This is a genomic window from Bacillus haynesii (assembly GCF_001969855.1).
Classification (GTDB): Bacteria; Bacillota; Bacilli; order Bacillales; family Bacillaceae; genus Bacillus; species Bacillus haynesii.
In genome coordinates, this window is sequence record NZ_MRBL01000014.1 from 1 (window position 1) to 17,324 (window position 17,324).

Annotated in this window: 14 protein-coding genes; 3 read left to right on the forward strand and 11 right to left on the reverse strand. The window is 46.8% G+C overall.

Translation table 11 applies throughout. The annotated features are described in order from the left end of the window. Positions 1 to 221 precede the first annotated feature (221 nt). The 8 genes from adhE to BTA31_RS12480 all read right to left on the reverse strand — a co-directional run bounded on the left by adhE (position 222) and on the right by BTA31_RS12480 (position 9,597). The gene (gene adhE / locus BTA31_RS12445) at positions 222 to 2,825 is read right to left on the reverse strand and encodes a bifunctional acetaldehyde-CoA/alcohol dehydrogenase (RefSeq protein ID WP_076792016.1); all 2,604 of its coding nucleotides are present in this window, start codon (positions 2,823 to 2,825) and stop codon (positions 222 to 224) included. 286 nt (positions 2,826 to 3,111) lie between these two features. Continuing rightward, positions 3,112 to 4,515 carry a decarboxylating NADP(+)-dependent phosphogluconate dehydrogenase gene (gene gnd, locus BTA31_RS12450; protein WP_076792019.1) on the reverse strand — a complete coding sequence of 468 codons (1,404 nt, stop codon included), beginning with the start codon at positions 4,513 to 4,515 and terminating at the stop codon, positions 3,112 to 3,114. A 29-nt stretch (positions 4,516 to 4,544) separates the two neighbouring features. Then, positions 4,545 to 5,891, reverse strand: coding sequence for a GntP family permease (locus BTA31_RS12455; protein WP_043927692.1), 1,347 nt, complete (start codon positions 5,889 to 5,891; stop codon positions 4,545 to 4,547). Positions 5,892 to 5,913: 22 nt separating this feature from the next. Next, positions 5,914 to 7,455 carry a gluconokinase gene (gntK, locus tag BTA31_RS12460; RefSeq protein ID WP_076792021.1) on the reverse strand — a complete coding sequence of 514 codons (1,542 nt, stop codon included), beginning with the start codon at positions 7,453 to 7,455 and terminating at the stop codon, positions 5,914 to 5,916. Next, complete coding sequence (locus tag BTA31_RS12465; protein ID WP_076792024.1) at positions 7,448 to 8,179, reverse strand: GntR family transcriptional regulator; 732 nt, start codon at positions 8,177 to 8,179, stop codon at positions 7,448 to 7,450. Before BTA31_RS12465 ends, gntK begins: the two co-directional genes overlap by 8 nt. Before the next feature lie 159 nt (positions 8,180 to 8,338). Next, complete coding sequence (locus tag BTA31_RS12470) at positions 8,339 to 8,773, reverse strand: EVE domain-containing protein (protein ID WP_076792027.1); 435 nt, start codon at positions 8,771 to 8,773, stop codon at positions 8,339 to 8,341. Beyond that, the gene (locus BTA31_RS12475; RefSeq protein WP_076792029.1) at positions 8,767 to 9,159 is read right to left on the reverse strand and encodes a rhodanese-like domain-containing protein; all 393 of its coding nucleotides are present in this window, start codon (positions 9,157 to 9,159) and stop codon (positions 8,767 to 8,769) included. The genes BTA31_RS12470 and BTA31_RS12475 overlap by 7 nt, the downstream gene beginning before the upstream one ends. Positions 9,160 to 9,171: 12 nt before the next feature. Continuing rightward, positions 9,172 to 9,597: a MarR family winged helix-turn-helix transcriptional regulator gene (locus tag BTA31_RS12480; protein ID WP_076792032.1), complete on the reverse strand. Its 426-nt coding sequence runs from the start codon at positions 9,595 to 9,597 to the stop codon at positions 9,172 to 9,174. A gap of 152 nt (positions 9,598 to 9,749) precedes the next feature. Between BTA31_RS12480 and BTA31_RS12485 the strand changes: the two genes are divergently transcribed. Then, positions 9,750 to 10,922 carry an ROK family transcriptional regulator gene (locus BTA31_RS12485; RefSeq protein ID WP_076792034.1) on the forward strand — a complete coding sequence of 391 codons (1,173 nt, stop codon included), beginning with the start codon at positions 9,750 to 9,752 and terminating at the stop codon, positions 10,920 to 10,922. A 35-nt stretch (positions 10,923 to 10,957) separates the two neighbouring features. On the opposite strand, the gene galT is transcribed toward BTA31_RS12485, so the two are convergent. The 3 genes from galT to BTA31_RS12500 are packed head-to-tail and all read right to left on the reverse strand — an operon-like array spanning position 10,958 to position 14,627. Continuing rightward, positions 10,958 to 12,445: a UDP-glucose--hexose-1-phosphate uridylyltransferase gene (galT, locus tag BTA31_RS12490; RefSeq protein ID WP_076792037.1), complete on the reverse strand. Its 1,488-nt coding sequence runs from the start codon at positions 12,443 to 12,445 to the stop codon at positions 10,958 to 10,960. Continuing rightward, on the reverse strand, positions 12,442 to 13,443 hold the full coding sequence (gene galE, locus BTA31_RS12495) for a UDP-glucose 4-epimerase GalE (RefSeq protein ID WP_076792040.1): 1,002 nt from the start codon (positions 13,441 to 13,443) through the stop codon (positions 12,442 to 12,444). The genes galT and galE overlap by 4 nt, the downstream gene beginning before the upstream one ends. Positions 13,444 to 13,457: 14 nt before the next feature. Then, complete coding sequence (locus BTA31_RS12500) at positions 13,458 to 14,627, reverse strand: galactokinase (protein WP_043927702.1); 1,170 nt, start codon at positions 14,625 to 14,627, stop codon at positions 13,458 to 13,460. Positions 14,628 to 14,871: 244 nt separating this feature from the next. On the opposite strand from BTA31_RS12500, the gene BTA31_RS12505 reads away from it, so the two are divergent. After that, complete coding sequence (locus BTA31_RS12505) at positions 14,872 to 15,864, forward strand: LacI family DNA-binding transcriptional regulator (RefSeq protein ID WP_076792043.1); 993 nt, start codon at positions 14,872 to 14,874, stop codon at positions 15,862 to 15,864. A gap of 147 nt (positions 15,865 to 16,011) precedes the next feature. Next, entirely contained in the window at positions 16,012 to 17,280 is a 1,269-nt protein-coding gene (locus tag BTA31_RS12510; protein WP_076792046.1) for a galactooligosaccharide ABC transporter substrate-binding protein GanS, read from the forward strand. Positions 17,281 to 17,324: the final 44 nt, after the last annotated feature.

Here is a 17,324-nt window from a genome sequence, read left to right on the forward strand (position 1 = left end):
CTTTATTTCTCTGTAATTATTATAATTATATACAAATTATCAAATAATAAATATTTTTTGTCAAGGGGAAAGACCTTTAATTTTTTGTTAAGTATTTCAGCTAAAGAAAAGAGTTGGAGTTTCATAACTTTGAAATAGTATGATTGGCACAAAAGATAGAGTGGTGAGAATGAAGAGACCTAATTGAAAACGAAAAGCCGTCGGAAGGACGGCTTTTCTGGCTAAACTCCTTTATACGCGGAACGGTAAATCTCAGCCAGCTCTGAAACGAGCGGCAGCTTCGGATTGGCTGTCGTGCACTGGTCTTCAAAGGCGCGTTCGGCCATGAGATCCACTTTGCTTTCGAATGCAGCGGCATCCACGCCGTTTTGTTTAATGCTCATCGGAATTTTAAGCTCTTTGGCGAGCGAGATGATCTCCTGGACCAGGCTTTCAACACCTTCTGCAGTTGTTTTTGCAGGCAGGCCGAGCGTTCTGGCAATCTCCGCATAGCGCTGGTCGGCAACGAAGTGGCTGTATTTAGGAAATGCCGTGAACTTTTTCGGCTTCGCTGCATTATAGCGGATCACGTGCGGCAGAAGGATGGCGTTTGCCCGTCCGTGAGCGATGTGAAACTCCGCACCAAGCTTATGGGCTAAGCTGTGGTTGATGCCGAGGAAGGCATTGGAAAATGCCATTCCGGCAATCGTTGATGCATTATGCACTTTTTCGCGGGCCAGCTCGTCACTGCCGTTTTTGTATGCTCTTGGCAGGTATTCGAAGATCAGCTGGATGGCCTTCATGGCCAAGCCGTCTGTATAGTCGTTAGCCATGCACGATACGTATGATTCAATTGCGTGTGTTAATACGTCCATTCCTGTGTCAGCCGTAATATGTTTCGGCACGGTCATGACAAATTGCGGGTCAATGATGGCGACATCCGGTGTTAATTCATAGTCGGCCAGCGGATACTTCGTATTCGTTTCTTTGTCTGTAATAACAGAAAATGACGTGACTTCAGAGCCTGTGCCCGATGTCGTCGGGATCGCGACAAATTTTGCTTTTTCGCCCAGTTTCGGGTATTTGACAATGCGCTTGCGGATGTCCAGGAATTTTTGCTTTAAGCCAAAGAATTCAGCATCCGGGTGCTCATAGAACAACCACATTCCTTTTGCGGCATCCATTGCAGAACCTCCGCCGAGGGCGATGATGACATCCGGCTGGAATTTGGCCATCATGTCGACGCCGTTCATCACTGTTTCGATTGAAGGATCAGGCTCGACATCAGAAAAAATTTCACAATGAACGTAATCCGGACGCCTTCTTAAGTAGTGAAGGACGCGGTCTACATATCCGAGTTTCACCATTCCCGGATCGGTCACAATCAACGCTTTTGAGATGTCAGGCATTTTCGCTAAATATTGAGTTGCGTGTTTTTCAAAATAGATTTTTGGAGGCACTTTAAACCACTGCATATTGACATTCCTTTTCGCCACTTTTTTCGTGTTGATTAAATGAACAGCTCCTACATTTGACGAGACGGAGTTCCCGCCATATGTGCCGCAGCCGAGTGTTAAGGAAGGCATATAGGCGTTGTAAATGTCGCCGATCGCCCCTTGTGACGACGGTGCATTGACGATGATCCGCCCGGCTTTCATCCTTAATCCGAATTCTTTAACGGCTTCTTGATCGTTCGTATGAATCACCGCCGAGTGGCCGGTTCCGCCGAACGCCAGCATGTCTTCGGCGCGTTTTAACCCTTCTTGAATCCCGCTGACTTTGTAGCACGCTAAAACAGGGCTCAGTTTTTCTCTGGACAGCGGGTAATCCGGACCTACGCCTTCTAATTCGGCGATGAGGATTTTTGTATCTTGAGGCACTTTTATACCGGCCATTTCAGCGATTTTGAATGCCGGCATGCCGACGATATCAGCGTTTACCGCGCAAGTATTTTCATTGATGACCAATTTCTCGACCTTTGATTTTTCGGTTTCATTTAAGAAATAGCAGTTGTTTCTTGTCATTTCAGCTTTGACGTCTGAGTAGATGTCTTTGTCTATGATGACGGCCTGCTCAGATGCACAAATCATGCCGTTGTCAAATGTTTTGGATAAGATCAGATCATTGACGGCTTGCTTCAGGTTGGCAGACCTCTCGATGTAGCATGGAACGTTTCCAGGTCCGACGCCAAGAGCCGGTTTTCCGGAGCTGTAAGCGGATTTCACCATGCCTGCGCCTCCTGTTGCGAGGATCAGGGAAACGTTCGGGTGGGTCATTAAGGCTTGAGTTGCATCCAGAGAAGGCGTTTCGATCCATTGGATGCAATTGTCGGGTGCTCCTGCCTTGACGGCTGCATCCCGAAGGATTCTTGCCGCTTCACGGCTGCATTTTTGGGCGGATGGGTGGAAAGCAAACACGATTGGATTTCTTGTTTTGATCGCTATCAGGGACTTGAACATGGTAGTGGAAGTAGGGTTGGTCACCGGCGTCACACCGGCGATGACACCGACAGGCTCCGCGATCTCAATGACTCCGTCGTGTTCGTTTTCATTGATGATGCCCACTGTTTTATCGTATTTGATATGATGGTAGACATACTCTGTGGAAAACATGTTTTTAATGATTTTATCTTCATAAACGCCGCGCTTCGTTTCTTCGACGGCAAGTTTGGCGAGAGGCATGTGCTGATCAAGGCCGGCAAGCGCCATCTGTTTGACGATCTCATCAATCTGCTCCTGATCAAAGCTGCGGAATTCTTCCAATGCCTTTAGGCCTTTTTCGACTAGCTGATCAATCATGTTTGAGGCATTTTGCTTTTGTTTCATGTCTTTTTCTTCGATTGCCATTGTAAACCCTCCAGTGAATGAATAGGAATTTGATTACAACAGGATATCCAGGGATGAATGATGTCGGCATAGTTTGTGAAACATTTCACAATATAGATTAAAAATTTTTATCCCTGAAGTGAATCTGATGCTGATTATCTGGTTTATTTTGGCATCAGTCCTCCTTTTCTGTGGCTGAATTTATCATATCACGAATTTGAAGTATGAGTTTGTGAAATGTTGAACAAAGTATGAAATTCATTCTTGAGTAAAATAAGAATGCACCCCGAGATCCGGGGTGCAGCTTTTAATGCCAGTCCGTATGAAACACGCCTTCCATATCCGTCCGCTCATACGTGTGAGCGCCGAAATAATCGCGCTGCGCCTGCAGGAGGTTCGCGTTTGAGCGGCCCGTGCGGTAGCTGTCGTAATAGGAAAGAGCTGTGCTTAAGCATGGGAATGAGATGCCTGAGCTGATGCCTTCGCAGACGACCTTTCGCAAGCCGGACTGGTATTCTTTTAGTTTTTCAGCAAAGTCTGGTGCGACCAGCAGGTTGGACAGGTCCGGCTGTTTGTCGAACGCTTCGCTGATAAGATTTAAAAATTGTGCGCGGATGATGCAGCCGCCGCGGAAGATGAGAGCGATGTCCTTTAACGGCAGGTTCCATCCGTTCAGGTCAGATGTCATTTTGTATTGAGCGAAGCCTTGTGCATAGGCGCAGACTTTCCCCATGTATAATGCCTGTCTGACGCGGTCGATCCACACGTTTTGATCCAGGTGCCGTTCTTCTGTTTCAGGTCCGGCCAATACTTTTTCCGCAGCTGTCCGTTCGTCTTTTAATGATGACAGGTAACGGGCAAACAGGGATTCCGTGATAATCGATGATGGAATGCCGTTGTCGACGGCTTGCAGGCTCGTCCATTTGCCCGTGCCTTTTTGGCCGGTTTTGTCGAGGATGACGTCGATGAGCGGAGCGCCCGTGCGCTCATCCTTTTTCCGCAGGATCTCCGCCGTGATTTCGATTAAATAGCTTTTCAGCTCTCCTTGATTCCACGTGTCGAAAATGTCAGCGATTTCATCTATCGGCAAGAGAAGCTTTTCTCTTAAAAACGTATACGCTTCGGCGATGAGCTGCATGTCTGCGTATTCGATGCCGTTGTGCACCATTTTGACAAAATGACCCGCGCCTTTCGGACCGATATAGACACAGCATGGATCTCCTCCCACTTGGGCGGCGATTTTTGTGAGAATCGGGGCTGCTTTTTCATAGACGTCCCGATCTCCGCCGGGCATAATGGATGGGCCTTTTAAAGCCCCGACTTCGCCGCCGGAAATGCCGATTCCCAAGTAGCCGATTCCTTTTGCTTTCAAACTGTCATATCTTCGTTCTGTATCTTCGTAGTGGGAGTTGCCGCCGTCCATGATGACGTCCCCTTCTTCAAGTAGAGGAACGAGCGAGTCGATGACAGAATCGACCGGTTTGCCTGCTGTGACCATAAGAAAGATTTTTCTCGGTTTTTCTAAAGACTGTACGAAATCTTCAAGCTCATAGTACGGTTTGACTGTTTGGCCTCCCGTTTTTTGGACGAGTTGATCGGTTAAATCCCTTGTGTAGTTATAGACGGCGACTTGTTCGCCTTTGCTTGCCATGTTCAGGGCGATATTGCTCCCCATGACCCCCAAACCTATGACACCGATTGTATTGCGCATGTGGTACCTGCTCCTTCATTAAAACTTTTTTATACAAATAGACTTAACAATAAAGTAAATCCTAATCCGGCCACCGCGATAATTGTTTCAAGCAGTGTCCAGGTGGCAAATGTTTCTTTCATGCTTAGGCCGAAATATTCTTTGAACATCCAGAAGCCCGCGTCATTGACATGGGAAGCGATTACACTTCCGGCCCCTGTTGCAAGCACGACCAGCGCAAGATTGACATCGCTTTGTCCGAGCATCGGGAGAACGAGTCCGGTTGTGCTTAATGCAGCAACTGTTGCGGAACCTAAAGAGATGCGCAGAATCGCGGCGATGACCCAGGCGAGCAAGATCGGCGACATGGCTGTTCCTTTGAATAATTCAGCTACATAGTCGCCTACTCCGCCGTTGATCAAGACTTGTTTGAAGGCGCCGCCGCCCCCGATGATCAAGAGCATCATTCCGATTTGTGTAATGGCAGTTGAACAGGAATCCATCACTTGTTTGATCGGGATCTTTCTGGCGATACCCATCGTATAGATCGCCACCAACAGGGAGATGACCATCGAAGTCGAGGCATTCCCGATTAAGCGAACCGCTGCCAGCAGGCTGTTGTCTGCAAGTCCCATCGTTTCTTGAATGAGCGTAATAACAGTCGAAATCGACATGATAATGACCGGAAGCATAGCTGTGAAGACGCTGATGCCAAAGGCTGGCGTCTCTTCAAGCTTGAACGTTTTCTGCTCACCGAGCGAAGCGATGCTGCCCATTTTCTCAAATGATTGCGGGACGATTTTTTTCGCCAGTTTTGTAAATAAAGGTCCGGCCAAAAGAACGGTTGGAATGGCAACAATGATACCGTAGAGCAGCACTTCCCCGATATTGGCGCCGAGCTCTCCCGCGATAGCCGTCGGTCCCGGATGCGGAGGCAGGAAGCCGTGTGTGACGGATAAGGCCGCCGTCATCGGAATTCCAAGGTATAAAATAGAAATCTTCAATTCTCTTGAAATGGCGAATACAATAGGAATTAATAAAACCAATCCGACTTCGAAGAATAATGCAACCCCGATGATAAAGGAGGCGATGACGACCGCCCATTGGATATTTTTCTCCCCGAATTTGTTGACGAGGGTCATCGCAATGCGCTGAGCGCCCCCTGAATCCGCGATCAGCTTACCCAGCATGGCGCCGAGCCCGAAGATCAATGCGATATGGCCGAGCGTTCCGCCAAGGCCTTGTTCAATCGTTTTGACGATGTCGTCAAGCGGCATTCCAAGTGCCAATGCAACACCGAACGATACGATAATCAAGGAAACAAACGTATTCAGTTTTAACCCCATAATCAAAAGCAATAATGCGACAATCCCGATTGCTACGATCAATAATGGCATGATAACGCCTCCAATTCTTCCCCTATTGTTTGCTGGTTAAGCTTCTTTGATAATTTGCAATTTGTGTATACTCGTTTTCCAGTGCTCGAGATAAGTTGATAAATATCGGCATTAATTTTCTGTATTCTTTGGCCGATTCTTCTTTCGGTGCGTGTCTGTGCGTGCTTCCGACCATGTCGGAGACGACATCGAACGAATCGATTTTTCCTGTCGCGTACAGCCCCAAAATGCAGGCGCCGAGACAAGAGCTTTCATAGCTTTCCGGCACGACGACTTCCGATTCGAAAATATCGGCCATCATTTGCCTCCACACATCAGATCTTGCGAAACCTCCGGTCGCTTGAATTCGGGCAACTGGACCGTCCATGCATTCTGTCAACGCCAGGAAGACGGTGTACAGATTGTAAATAACCCCTTCCAATGCCGCGCGAATCATGTGTTCCTTTTTATGCGACATGGTGAGGCCGAAGAATGAACCGCGCACATCCGGATTCCAGAGCGGCGCCCGTTCGCCCGCGAGGTATGGATGGAACAGCAGTCCGTCGGCACCCGGCCTGACGCGTTCGGCAATTTTGGTCAAGACATCGTACGGATCAATGCCGAGGCGTTTTGCCGTTTCGATTTCTGATGAAGCAAATTCATCTCTGATCCAGCGAAGGACGATCCCGCCGTTGTTGACTGGCCCGCCGATGACCCAATGGTTCTCAGTTAAGGCATAGCAAAAGATTCTGCCTTTTTCATCGGTCTGCGGCTCATCGATAATCGTGCGAATCGCACCGCTTGTCCCGATGGTGACGGCGATTTCGCCTTTTTTAATCGCGTTGACGCCGAGGTTGGACAACACGCCGTCGCTGGCACCGATGACAAACGGCGTTTGCGGATCGATTCCCATCATCGCCGCCAGTTCTGGATCGCAATTATGGAAAATGGCTGTTGTCGGAACGAGCTTTGATAAGTGGTCGGGCGTGATGCCGGCAATGGTCAGCGCTTCTTCGTCCCAGTTCAATGTTTTGAGATTCATCATTCCCATCGCCGAAGCTAATGAGTGATCGACGACATATTGATCAAATAGTTTTTTGAAAATATATTCTTTGATTCCGATATATTTTTTCGCTTTGGCAGCGGTTTCAGGATGTTCGTTCACAATCCACGTGATTTTGTTTAGCGGCGTCATTGGATGAATCGGCGTTCCCGTCCGTTTGTAGATATTGTGCCCGTTCATTTCTTCTTTGATTTTATGAGCCCAGCCTTCGCTTCTGTTATCTGCCCAAGTGATGCAGGAGGTGAGCGGCTTGTCGTTTTCGTCCATCGCAATCACGCTGTGCATCGCGCTGCTGAATGAAATGAATGACGGCTGTTTGTCAGGATGCTGCTGCATGATTTTCGCCGTTGACTGGATGACGGCCTGAAAGATTTCATCCGGGTTTTGTTCAGCGGTCGAGATGTCCGGTGTGTGAAGCGGGTAGCCGATGCTTTCCTTTTGGATCACGGCCCCTTTTTCACTGAATAAAACCGCTTTCGTGCTTGTCGTACCGATATCTATGCCTAACATATAACTAGTCATTTTCTTGTTCGGCCCCTTTCGTCAGCATTTGTTGCGACAGCCATAGATCTTCAACTTTACCTTGTACGTCATCGAAATTTTGATGTAGGGATTTAAGCATCAGATCCCTGTCTTTCGTTTTGATCGCTTGGATATAAAGTTCATGGTTATCGAGAATTCGTTCAAAGTCTTCGTATTTTTCTTTTAAGCGGGCCCTCATGGATAAAAGAATAAAGCTTTCCATCACAGGTTTGAGATTGTTCCATATCATCAAAATGTAAGAATGATTGATGGAGCGGACAATCGTTTCGTGAAATAAGACGTCTTGAAATGAGAACTCGTCGGCATCTTTGTATTTGATGGAGACTTTCATCATCTCCAATATTTTGCTGAGGTCTGTTACCAGTTCGTCGACATTGGCCCGTCCAAGCCGTTCGAATACGAATGTTTCCATCACCAGACGCACATCATAAATTTCTCCAATTTCTTTTTCAGTTAAACCGATGACAACGGCGCCCATCCGTTCCAAACGAATGATTTTTTCCGATGCCAGTATTTTTAAAGCCTCGCGGATGGGAGACCGGCTCACCGAGAATTCCGCAGCCAATTTATTTTCAGATAAAATGGTACCGCTTTCAATCAAGCCGGAAATAATGCGCATTCTCAGCTCGCATGCGACGCGAACACCTGTTGAAGCTCTTGAAAGCCACTTCTCCGGATATAAAAGGCCTTTAGATCCGCTCATACGCTCACCTTCCTAGTTATACGAGTATACTTGTATACAAGTATGATAACGCGATTATTTTGATTATGCAAACACTTTCATTTTAAATTTTTCGAAAAATTTTTTCCAGTTGCTTTGAATGCCCCGCTAAAGCAAAAAAATAAAGGGAGCAGGTGCCCTTTATTTTTTGACCATTTGTTTAACGATGAGTTTGAAGTCATGTTCGCTAATTTCTATGTGCCCAAATCGAAAGGAATAACCCCAGTGCCGTTTGTTTTTGATGAAAGAGAGGTTAGGAATGAATGGTTGGATCGGCGTTTCCCGGCATTTTAAAAAGTTGATCTTCCTTCTGTAAGGTGAGAATCCTTCTCCCGCATGAACCTTGTAAACTCTGTTATCACTCACTTCCCCTACAGCTGTAAACTTTTGATAGGGCGCATGATCTTTGAGATTTTGTTTTGGCGAGTAATAAAAGATCCAATCGCCAGGATTCATTCTTTTTAAAGGCGCCTCTTTTCCGTGGCAAAGTTGGGCGAAGCCTCCGGATACACCTTTCAAGACGTGATCGCGCGAAGCTACGCCGATCCAATACCTTCTTTTCATTCCATTCAGCATCCGCAAGCATCCTTGTCAGTATCCCCTTCGGTGCATGCTGACACAGGAAAATTCATTTCTCTCCATGCCGCAATCCCTCCGGTCAGCTCTTTCACTTGATAGCCTTTTTCTAATAAAAATTTAGCTGCTTTAGCTGCCGTATTGCACCAGACATCCCAGCAGTACACAATGATTTCTTTATCTTTCGGGATATCCTTTAATCGATGAGGGAGCTCCTGTTCAGGTATTACTTGAGCACCTTTTATTGTCAAGCTCCTGACTTCGCTTGGCCCGTTTCTTACATCCATTAAAAAATATTTTTCAGGGTTGTCCTTTGATGATCTTAAATAATCCATCGGACTAATGGTGGCTTCTAAACGTGCATTGAAAAAATCAATTGAATTCATGGGACACGCCTCCTAGTTTTTATACTTTTTCCATACTTTTAAAAGCAAATCTTTAAATAATTTCTTTTCATTGTCTGTCAGAGGGGATAAAACCTCGTATTCTGTCTGTACTAAAATCTGTTTGCACGATGACAGTACATCGCTGCCTTTTTCAGTAAGGATTAGGCTGTATGCCCTGCGATCACTTGCGTTTTTTGTCCTTTCCACAAAGCCTGATGCTTCTAAATGGTCGACATGGCTCACCATTGTCGTACGGTCGATCTGCAGTTGTTCAGAAATCAGTTTTTGAGAAGAAAAAGGGTTTTCTTCAATAAATACAAGTACTCCGAATTGCCTGGCATTCAAGCTATATGGAGCGAGAACATCAGCAAATTGATCCTCCATTTGCTGAAGAACCTTTCCTAGCAAAAATCCGTAGAATTGACTTAATTGTTCCAAAAATCATCACCACCTAAAATAATCACCAAACAATATAGTCAGTATAACTGATTATATTGTTAAACGCAAGCTTTCTTGTTTTCGTTTGTTAATTTAATTAATTAACCGTGGTACAATAAAACCTACGATATGGTGTAAATGGAGGATTTCACATGCAGCGCGGTACATTTCAATTAATGAAATCGGTGAACAAATCGATCATTCTTAATAAAATCAGAACTTCAGAGCCGATTTCGAGAGCCGAGATCGCCAAGGAAACAAAGATTACCCCTCCCACGGTTTCAAGCATTGTCAAAGAGCTGATCGGACAAGGGCTCGTGAAAGAAAGCACGCTCGGTCATTCGAGCGGCGGAAGGAAGCCGACCATGCTGCACATCAATACAAGTGCCTTTTATGTCATTGGCATTGATGCCGGGCCTGAGACGGTGGAGTGCATCTTAACCGATTTAGCCGGAGGGGTTTTGCAGCGGACAGCTAGCCTGTTGAAAAAACCGCTGACAAACGAGATGTTTATTGATGTTTTAAAAGAAAATATCTATGCGATTTTGGGACGAGCCGATGTCGATCAAGAAAAGATCATCGGGATCGGCATCGCAATGCACGGGGTTGTCGATGCTGAAACGGGAATGTCGCGCATTGCACCGATTTTAAACTTAACCAATATTCCCATCAAAGATGTGCTGGAACAAGAATTCAACTTAACCGTAAGAGTTGAAAACGATGCCAGGGCGATGGCGCTTGGCGAATCGTGGTTCGGCGGCCGCGGTAACGCAGGCAGCATGGCTGCCGTGAATATCGGCCGCGGCGTCGGTGCGGGGATCGTCATCAATGGAAAACTGTACCATGGAGCTGAAGGAATCGCGGGTGAACTGGGCCATATGATCATTGATATCAATGGAGAAAAGTGCGAGTGCGGCAACCGCGGCTGCCTGCAGACGATTGTGAGCGGAAAAGCAATTGCCGAACGGGGGAAAAAGCGGTTGAAAGAAAGTCCAGACTGCCTGACGGCCAAAGATTTGTTTGAAATGGCCGAGAACGGCTGCCAAACGTGTATCGAACTCTTTCGGGAAACCGGTGTGATCATCGGAATCGGGCTGACCAACTTCATTCATCTTGTCAATCCGGGCAAAATCGTGCTGGGCGGCGGAGTGATGAAAGGCGGGAAATTCATATTGCCGGCGATACGAGAAACGATACAGCAGAAAGCTTTAACAGCCGAAGCGAGGCAGACAGAGGTGACGATAACGAAGCTCGGTGATGAGGCAACGCTTTACGGAGCCGTTTCATTGCTGCTGGCGGAGCTGTTTGATCCGGTGTTAAAATAAGCCGTTTTTTCGCCTATTTTAACACCGGTGAAGCCTTACCCCTGATGATTGACCGTGCGGATAAAGCGCATGAAAGCTTCGCGGTCTTTGAATACCCCGGCATCCTCAAGGGCTTTAACAAACTTCCGGCCAAGTTCTTTTCGTACAATTGATTCAGCCTGCTCGGGCTCGGACAGCTCTCCGTATTCGGCTTTGAGCTGTTCGGCCCATTCCCGGTGATGCGCTTCAACGGCATCTGACTGACCGAGCAGGAATTCTTTTACTCCCGCCAGTTCGGTCTTTAAGCGGGGAGGAAGGACGGCCAGGCCCATCACTTCGATTAAGCCGATATTCTCTTTCTTAATATGGTGAACGTCAGCATGCGGATGGAATATGCCGTATGGGTGCTCGGCAGATGTCCGATTGTTTCTGAGCACAAGGTCGATTTCAAAAACGCCGCTCACGTTTCTTGCGATAGGCGTAATCGTGTTATGAGGTGTGCCATCTGTAAAAGCCGTGATATCCGCTTGTTGATCCGAGTAGTTTTTCCAAGTCTGAAAAATATGGTCCGCCGCATCAACAAGGCTGTTGATCGCAGTTCCTCTCAGGCGGATGACGGACATCGGCCATTTTAAAACGAAAGCTTCGATGTCAGGATGCTGTTTGATTTGAAAGGAGAACGCATCTTCAGCGCGCGTCATCGCAAACTCATATCGTCCGGCCTGATAATGGTCATGGCTTAAAATAGACCCGCCGACGATCGGCAAATCGGCATTCGATCCGATAAAATAATGCGGAAACAGCTCTGTAAAAGCAAGCAGTCTGTGAAAGGCAAGCTTATCAATTTTCATCGGCCGATGCTGCTCAGAAAATAAAATGCTGTGTTCGTTATAGTAAGCATATGGAGAATATTGAAAATACCAATTTTCTCCGGCGAGCGGGACTTTAATAATCCTGTGGTTCGCCCGGGCAGGATACCCGATTCGCCCCGCATACCCCTCGTTTTCTTTGCACAGCAGGCATGTCGGATAGCTGCGTGATTGTTTTGCTGCCGCGCGTTCCCGCTTGATTTGCTCAGGGTCTTTTTCCGGTTTTGACAAATTGATCGTAATATCCATTGTGCCGTAAGGGGTGTCCATCTGATACGAAATATTTTTTTCAATTCGTTTTGTCTGGATGTAGTTGCTGTTTTTGCTGAGCTGATAAAAATATTCGGTGGCCTCCAGCGGCGATTGCTCGTATTTTTGCTGAAACACAGTATTGATGACAGAAGGTCTTGCAACAAAGCAGTTCATCACATTTGCCGCCAGCATATCTTTCGCGTCTAGATCGTCGGTTATCACGCCGTGTTCGACTGCATAGGCGGCGAGTTTTTCCAAAAGGTCTGGGATGGAGTCGCCGGAAGCCGCAGGGACTTCCTCAGGAAACGATTCCAAGCCCAGCAGATTCATCACTTGGTTTCGTGCATAGTTCACGTCAGCCGGTTCGATTAACCCTGTTTCAAGCGCTTTTTGAATGAGTCCGGCTATGTCTTGTTCAATCATGTTGACACTTCCTTCCTGTACCCGTTTGGATGTGAGGAATGCCACTTCCAGGCGTCTTCAATGATCTTTGCTACAGAAGTGCGCGAAGGCCTCCAGCCCAGAACTTGCTTTGCCTTGTCAGAGCCGGCAATCAGGATGCTCGGGTCGCCGGCTCTGCGCTTGCCGATCTCTGCGGGAATATCTTTCCTGGTTACCTTTCTAGCCGCATCAATCATTTCTTTTACCGAAAATCCTTCGCTGCTGCCGAGATTGAATATATCGCTTTTGCCGCCTTTTCTTAAATAGTCTAATGCCGACAGATGAGCATCAATCAGGTCTTCAACATGAACATAGTCACGAATGCAAGTGCCGTCGGGTGTATCATAGTCATCACCGAAAATCGTAATATGCGGTCTTTGTCCGAGAGCGGTTTGCAGGATGATGGGGACAAGGTGTGTTTCCGGACGGTGGTCTTCTCCGATCTCTCCGGTTTCCCTTGCTCCCGCAACATTGAAGTACCTGAGAGATACAAAGCTGATCCCATGGGCTTCTTCAGTCCGCTTCATGAGCTTCTCCATGATCAGTTTCGTTTCCCCGTAAGTGCTTGTCGGCTGCGTCGGCATGTCTTCTGTGATCGGCACCGATGCAGGCTCTCCGTAGACGGCCGCCGTCGAGGAGAATACGATTTTTTTCACATCGTGATCGAGCATCGTCTGAAGCAAAACCTGTGTTCCGGATACATTGTTGTCATAATATTTGAGCGGAACTTTCATCGATTCGCCGACAAGTGAACTGGCGGCGAAATGGATCACTTCTTCAATACGTTCCTTTTCGAAAACCGTGCGGAGGAAATCACTATCACGCACATCCCCTTCATAAAAGATCGCATCAGGATGTACCGCCTGCCTTTGGCCGGTCTCGAGATTGTCAACGACAACGACGGTTTCACCCCTGTCTATTAATTGGTACACGGCGTGTGAACCGATATAGCCGGCACCGCCCAAAACCAACACACTCATATCTATTCCCCTTTCTATATTTCTTTGGCGCCGTCGCCTATTGCAGCAGTATAAAAAGCGGCATCATAGCCAACCGTTTCGCGGTAGACGGCATTCACGCGTTCATTAAAGCTTTCTGTCCGGTCTTTTTCTACAATCGCAATCGCGCAGCCGCCGAACCCGGCGCCGGTCATGCGGGCACCCAGGACACCGTCTTGTTCCCAGGCTGCCTGGACAATGGTATCAAGCTCCAGCCCTGTCACTTCATAATCATCCCTTAATGACACATGAGATTCATTCATCAGCTTGCCGAACCCGGCGAGGTCGCCCTCGCGAAGTTTTTCCAGCGCTTTCAGCGTCCGGGCATTTTCGTACACAGCATGCTTGGCGCGTTTTTGATTGGTTTCATTTCGGATGAGGTGCTGATGGGCTTCAAATACTTCCGCCGTCAATTCGCCCAGGCTTGCAATCGATAACTCCTCCTGTAGGTCGGCGAGCGCTTCTTCGCATTGAGCGCGCCTTTCATTATATTTAGACCCGGCCAGCGTCCGCTGTTTGTTTGTATTGATGATGATCACATCGTGTTCCTTCAACACGAAGGGCGCGTATGTGTAATCAAGTGTATGGCAGTCTAACAGAATCGCGTGATCCTTTTTCCCCATGCCGATCGCGAATTGATCCATAATGCCGCTCCCCACGCCGATGTATTCGTTTTCGACTTTTTGTCCGAGCTTCACCATGGAGATTGTGTCTGTCTGCAAATCATAAAGCCCTTTTAACAAAACGCCTGTCGCAAGCTCAATCGATGCGGAAGAAGAGAGGCCCGCCCCGTGCGGAATATTTCCGTAATACAAAATATCGGCGCCGTGAACGATTTGATGGCCTGCCGCTTTCATCAAAAGGAACATTCCTTTCGGATAGTTGGCCCAACCGTCAGACTTGTCAAAGGCTAAATCGCTCAAGCTGCATTCAATGATTCCTTTGTCAGGGAAGTTCTTTGAATAGAAACGGATCATTTGATCATCGCGCTTCACGCCAAGGGCATAGGTGCCAAATGAAATCGAGGCGGGGAAAACATGCCCTCCATTATAATCCGTGTGTTCTCCGATTAAGTTGATTCTTCCCGGAGCAAAAAAGGTTCGCGGTGTCTTTTCTGTCTTAAAAATAGAACGAAAGTCGTTTGATAAAGCGGCTGCAGTATTCATATATCCTCCCATTCGTATGACGTACAGACTTAATAAATTAATTTAATTAAGTTTAACATCAGTTTACTACGGGTTTTCAATTGGTGCAATAAAAAGTGTTTTTTCAAATGAAGCGTTTTCATGTAAAATCCTTATTGGCAGGGATAGGGCAATCAGCACTTGACTTTTACGCAAATCAACGTTAAATTAGTAAAATATTTTACTAAAAACCTTGAAATTTAAAATACATGGAGGTTTTACAATCGTGGCGACGATAAAAGATGTTGCAGAAAAGGCGGGGTATTCCATTTCAACTGTTTCCCGCGTATTGAATAATGACGAAAGCCTTTCCGTACCTGATGAGACAAGGGAAAAAATATTTGAAGTGGCGGAAAGCCTGAACTACCGCAAAAAAACGATCAGGACACTGGTAAAAAACATCGCGTTTCTGTACTGGCTGACGGATAAGGAAGAGCTCGAAGACGTGTATTTTAAAACGATGAGGCTGGAAATCGAGAAGCTAGCAAAGCAATTCAACGTCGAGCTGACAACGTATAAAATTTCGGGCGGCATTGACGCCATTCCCGAAAACATAGAAGGATTCATTGCGGTCGGCTCATTTTCAGATGATGAATTAATCCGCTTAAGACAGATGACGCCTCACGGAGTATTCATCGATTCGACGCCTGATCCGAATCATTTTGATTCAGTGAGGCCGGACTTAAAGCAGATGACGAGGAAAACGGTAGACTTTCTCATTGAAAAAGGACATGAAAAGATCGGCTTTATCGGAGGTACGTACCACAATCCCAATACTGATGAAGACGAAATGGACGTAAGGGAACGAACGTTTCGCGATGATATGAGAGAAAAAGGGCTCTTGGAGGAAAACTATATTTTTTGCCGCAGGGGATTTTCGGTGGAAAACGGCTACCATCTGATGGAAAAAGCGGTTGAAACATTGGGCGAAAAGCTGCCGACGGCCTTTTTTACAGCGGCGGACCCGATTGCCGTAGGCTGCCTTCAGGCATTAAATGAAAAAGGGATCGCCATCCCGGGCAGGGTGAGCATCATCAGCATCAATAACATCAGTGTGGCGAAATACGTATCTCCACCGCTGACGACATTCCATATCGATATTAAAGAACTTTGTAAAAACGCCATTGAATTGCTTCTGGAACAAATACTTGAAAAAAGAAAAGCTGTAAAAACACTATATATCGGTGCTGAACTGGTGGTCAGGAAAAGCACCAATTAAAAAAGGCGCGGGCTGCTGTTTCACAGGCTGCGCCTTTTTTCGTAAAATATTTTACTATAGTCAGTAAAATAATTGTTTACACTTTTCCTAAGTCATGCTATATTGTTTTTGTAAAACGCTTTCACTCCAATAAAAGGAATGAGACAAATGATGAATATGAAAAAATATGTGGGAATCAGCAGTGTCATCGCTCTCAGTTTGTCTTTAACTGCCTGCGGGCCTAAAGAGAGCAGCAATGAAGCATCAGGCTCGAAGCAAAAGGAACTCGTGGTCTGGGAAGATAAAGAGAAAAGCGAAGGCATTAAAGATGCCGTCGCCCAGTTTGAAAAAGAGCACGGCGTATCTGTCAAAGTTGTTGAAAAGCCTTACGCAAAGCAGATCGAAGACTTGCGGATGGATGGACCGGCAGGAACGGGGCCGGATGTGTTAACGATGCCTGGAGATCAAATCGGAACAGCGGTTACGGAAGGTTTGATCAAGGAATTAAAGGTGGACAAAGAGATCCAATCGATCTATACGGAACCTGCGATGAGATCCCAGGTGACTAACGGCAAGGTCTACGGCCTGCCGAAAGCGGTCGAAACGACGATGCTCTACTATAATAAAGATTTGATTTCTGAAAAAGAACTGCCGAAAACGCTGGATGAGTGGTATGAGTATTCCAAAAAAACGGCTGACGGCAAAAAATTCGGCTTCCTGGCGCTGTTTGACCAGATTTATTATGCGCAGAGCGTCATGGGTGGAAACGGCGGCTACATTTTTAAAAGCGATGCAGACGGCACTTATAATCCGGCCGATCTCGGCTTGAATAACAAAGGCGCAGTCGAAGGCGCCGAGTACATTCAGAAGTTTTATCAAGAAGGGCTGTTCCCTGCCGGAATTATTGGAGAGCAGGGCATCAACGTGCTGGAATCGCTGTTTACGGAAGGAAAAGCAGCAGCGATCATTTCAGGCCCGTGGAATCTGGAACCGTTCAAAAAAGCGGGCGTCAACTACGGGGTTGCCAAGCTGCCTAAGCTGTCCAACGGCAAACATATGAGTTCTTTTGTCGGCGTGAAGAGCTACAATGTAAGCGCTTATTCAAAGAATGCCGATCTAGCGGAAGAATTAGCCGTTTTCCTCGCTAATAAAGAAAACTCAAAGAAGAGATATGAGATCACAAAAGAAGTTCCCGCTGTCAAAGAACTGGCGGATGATCCTGCCGTCACAAAAAGCGAAGCGGCTCAAGCTGTTGCCGAACAATCTCAGTACTCAGAGTTGACACCGAATATTCCTGAGATGAATGAAGTATGGACGCCGGCGGATGCGGCTCTGCAAACAATCGCGACCGGAAAAGCCGAACCGAAAAAAGCGCTTGATCAAGCCGCCGAAACGATACAAGGACAGATCAAAGCGAAGCACAGCGGCAGCAAATAAGCCGCAGCAGTGGTGTCAAACTTGTCTTAAGTTTGGCGCCATTT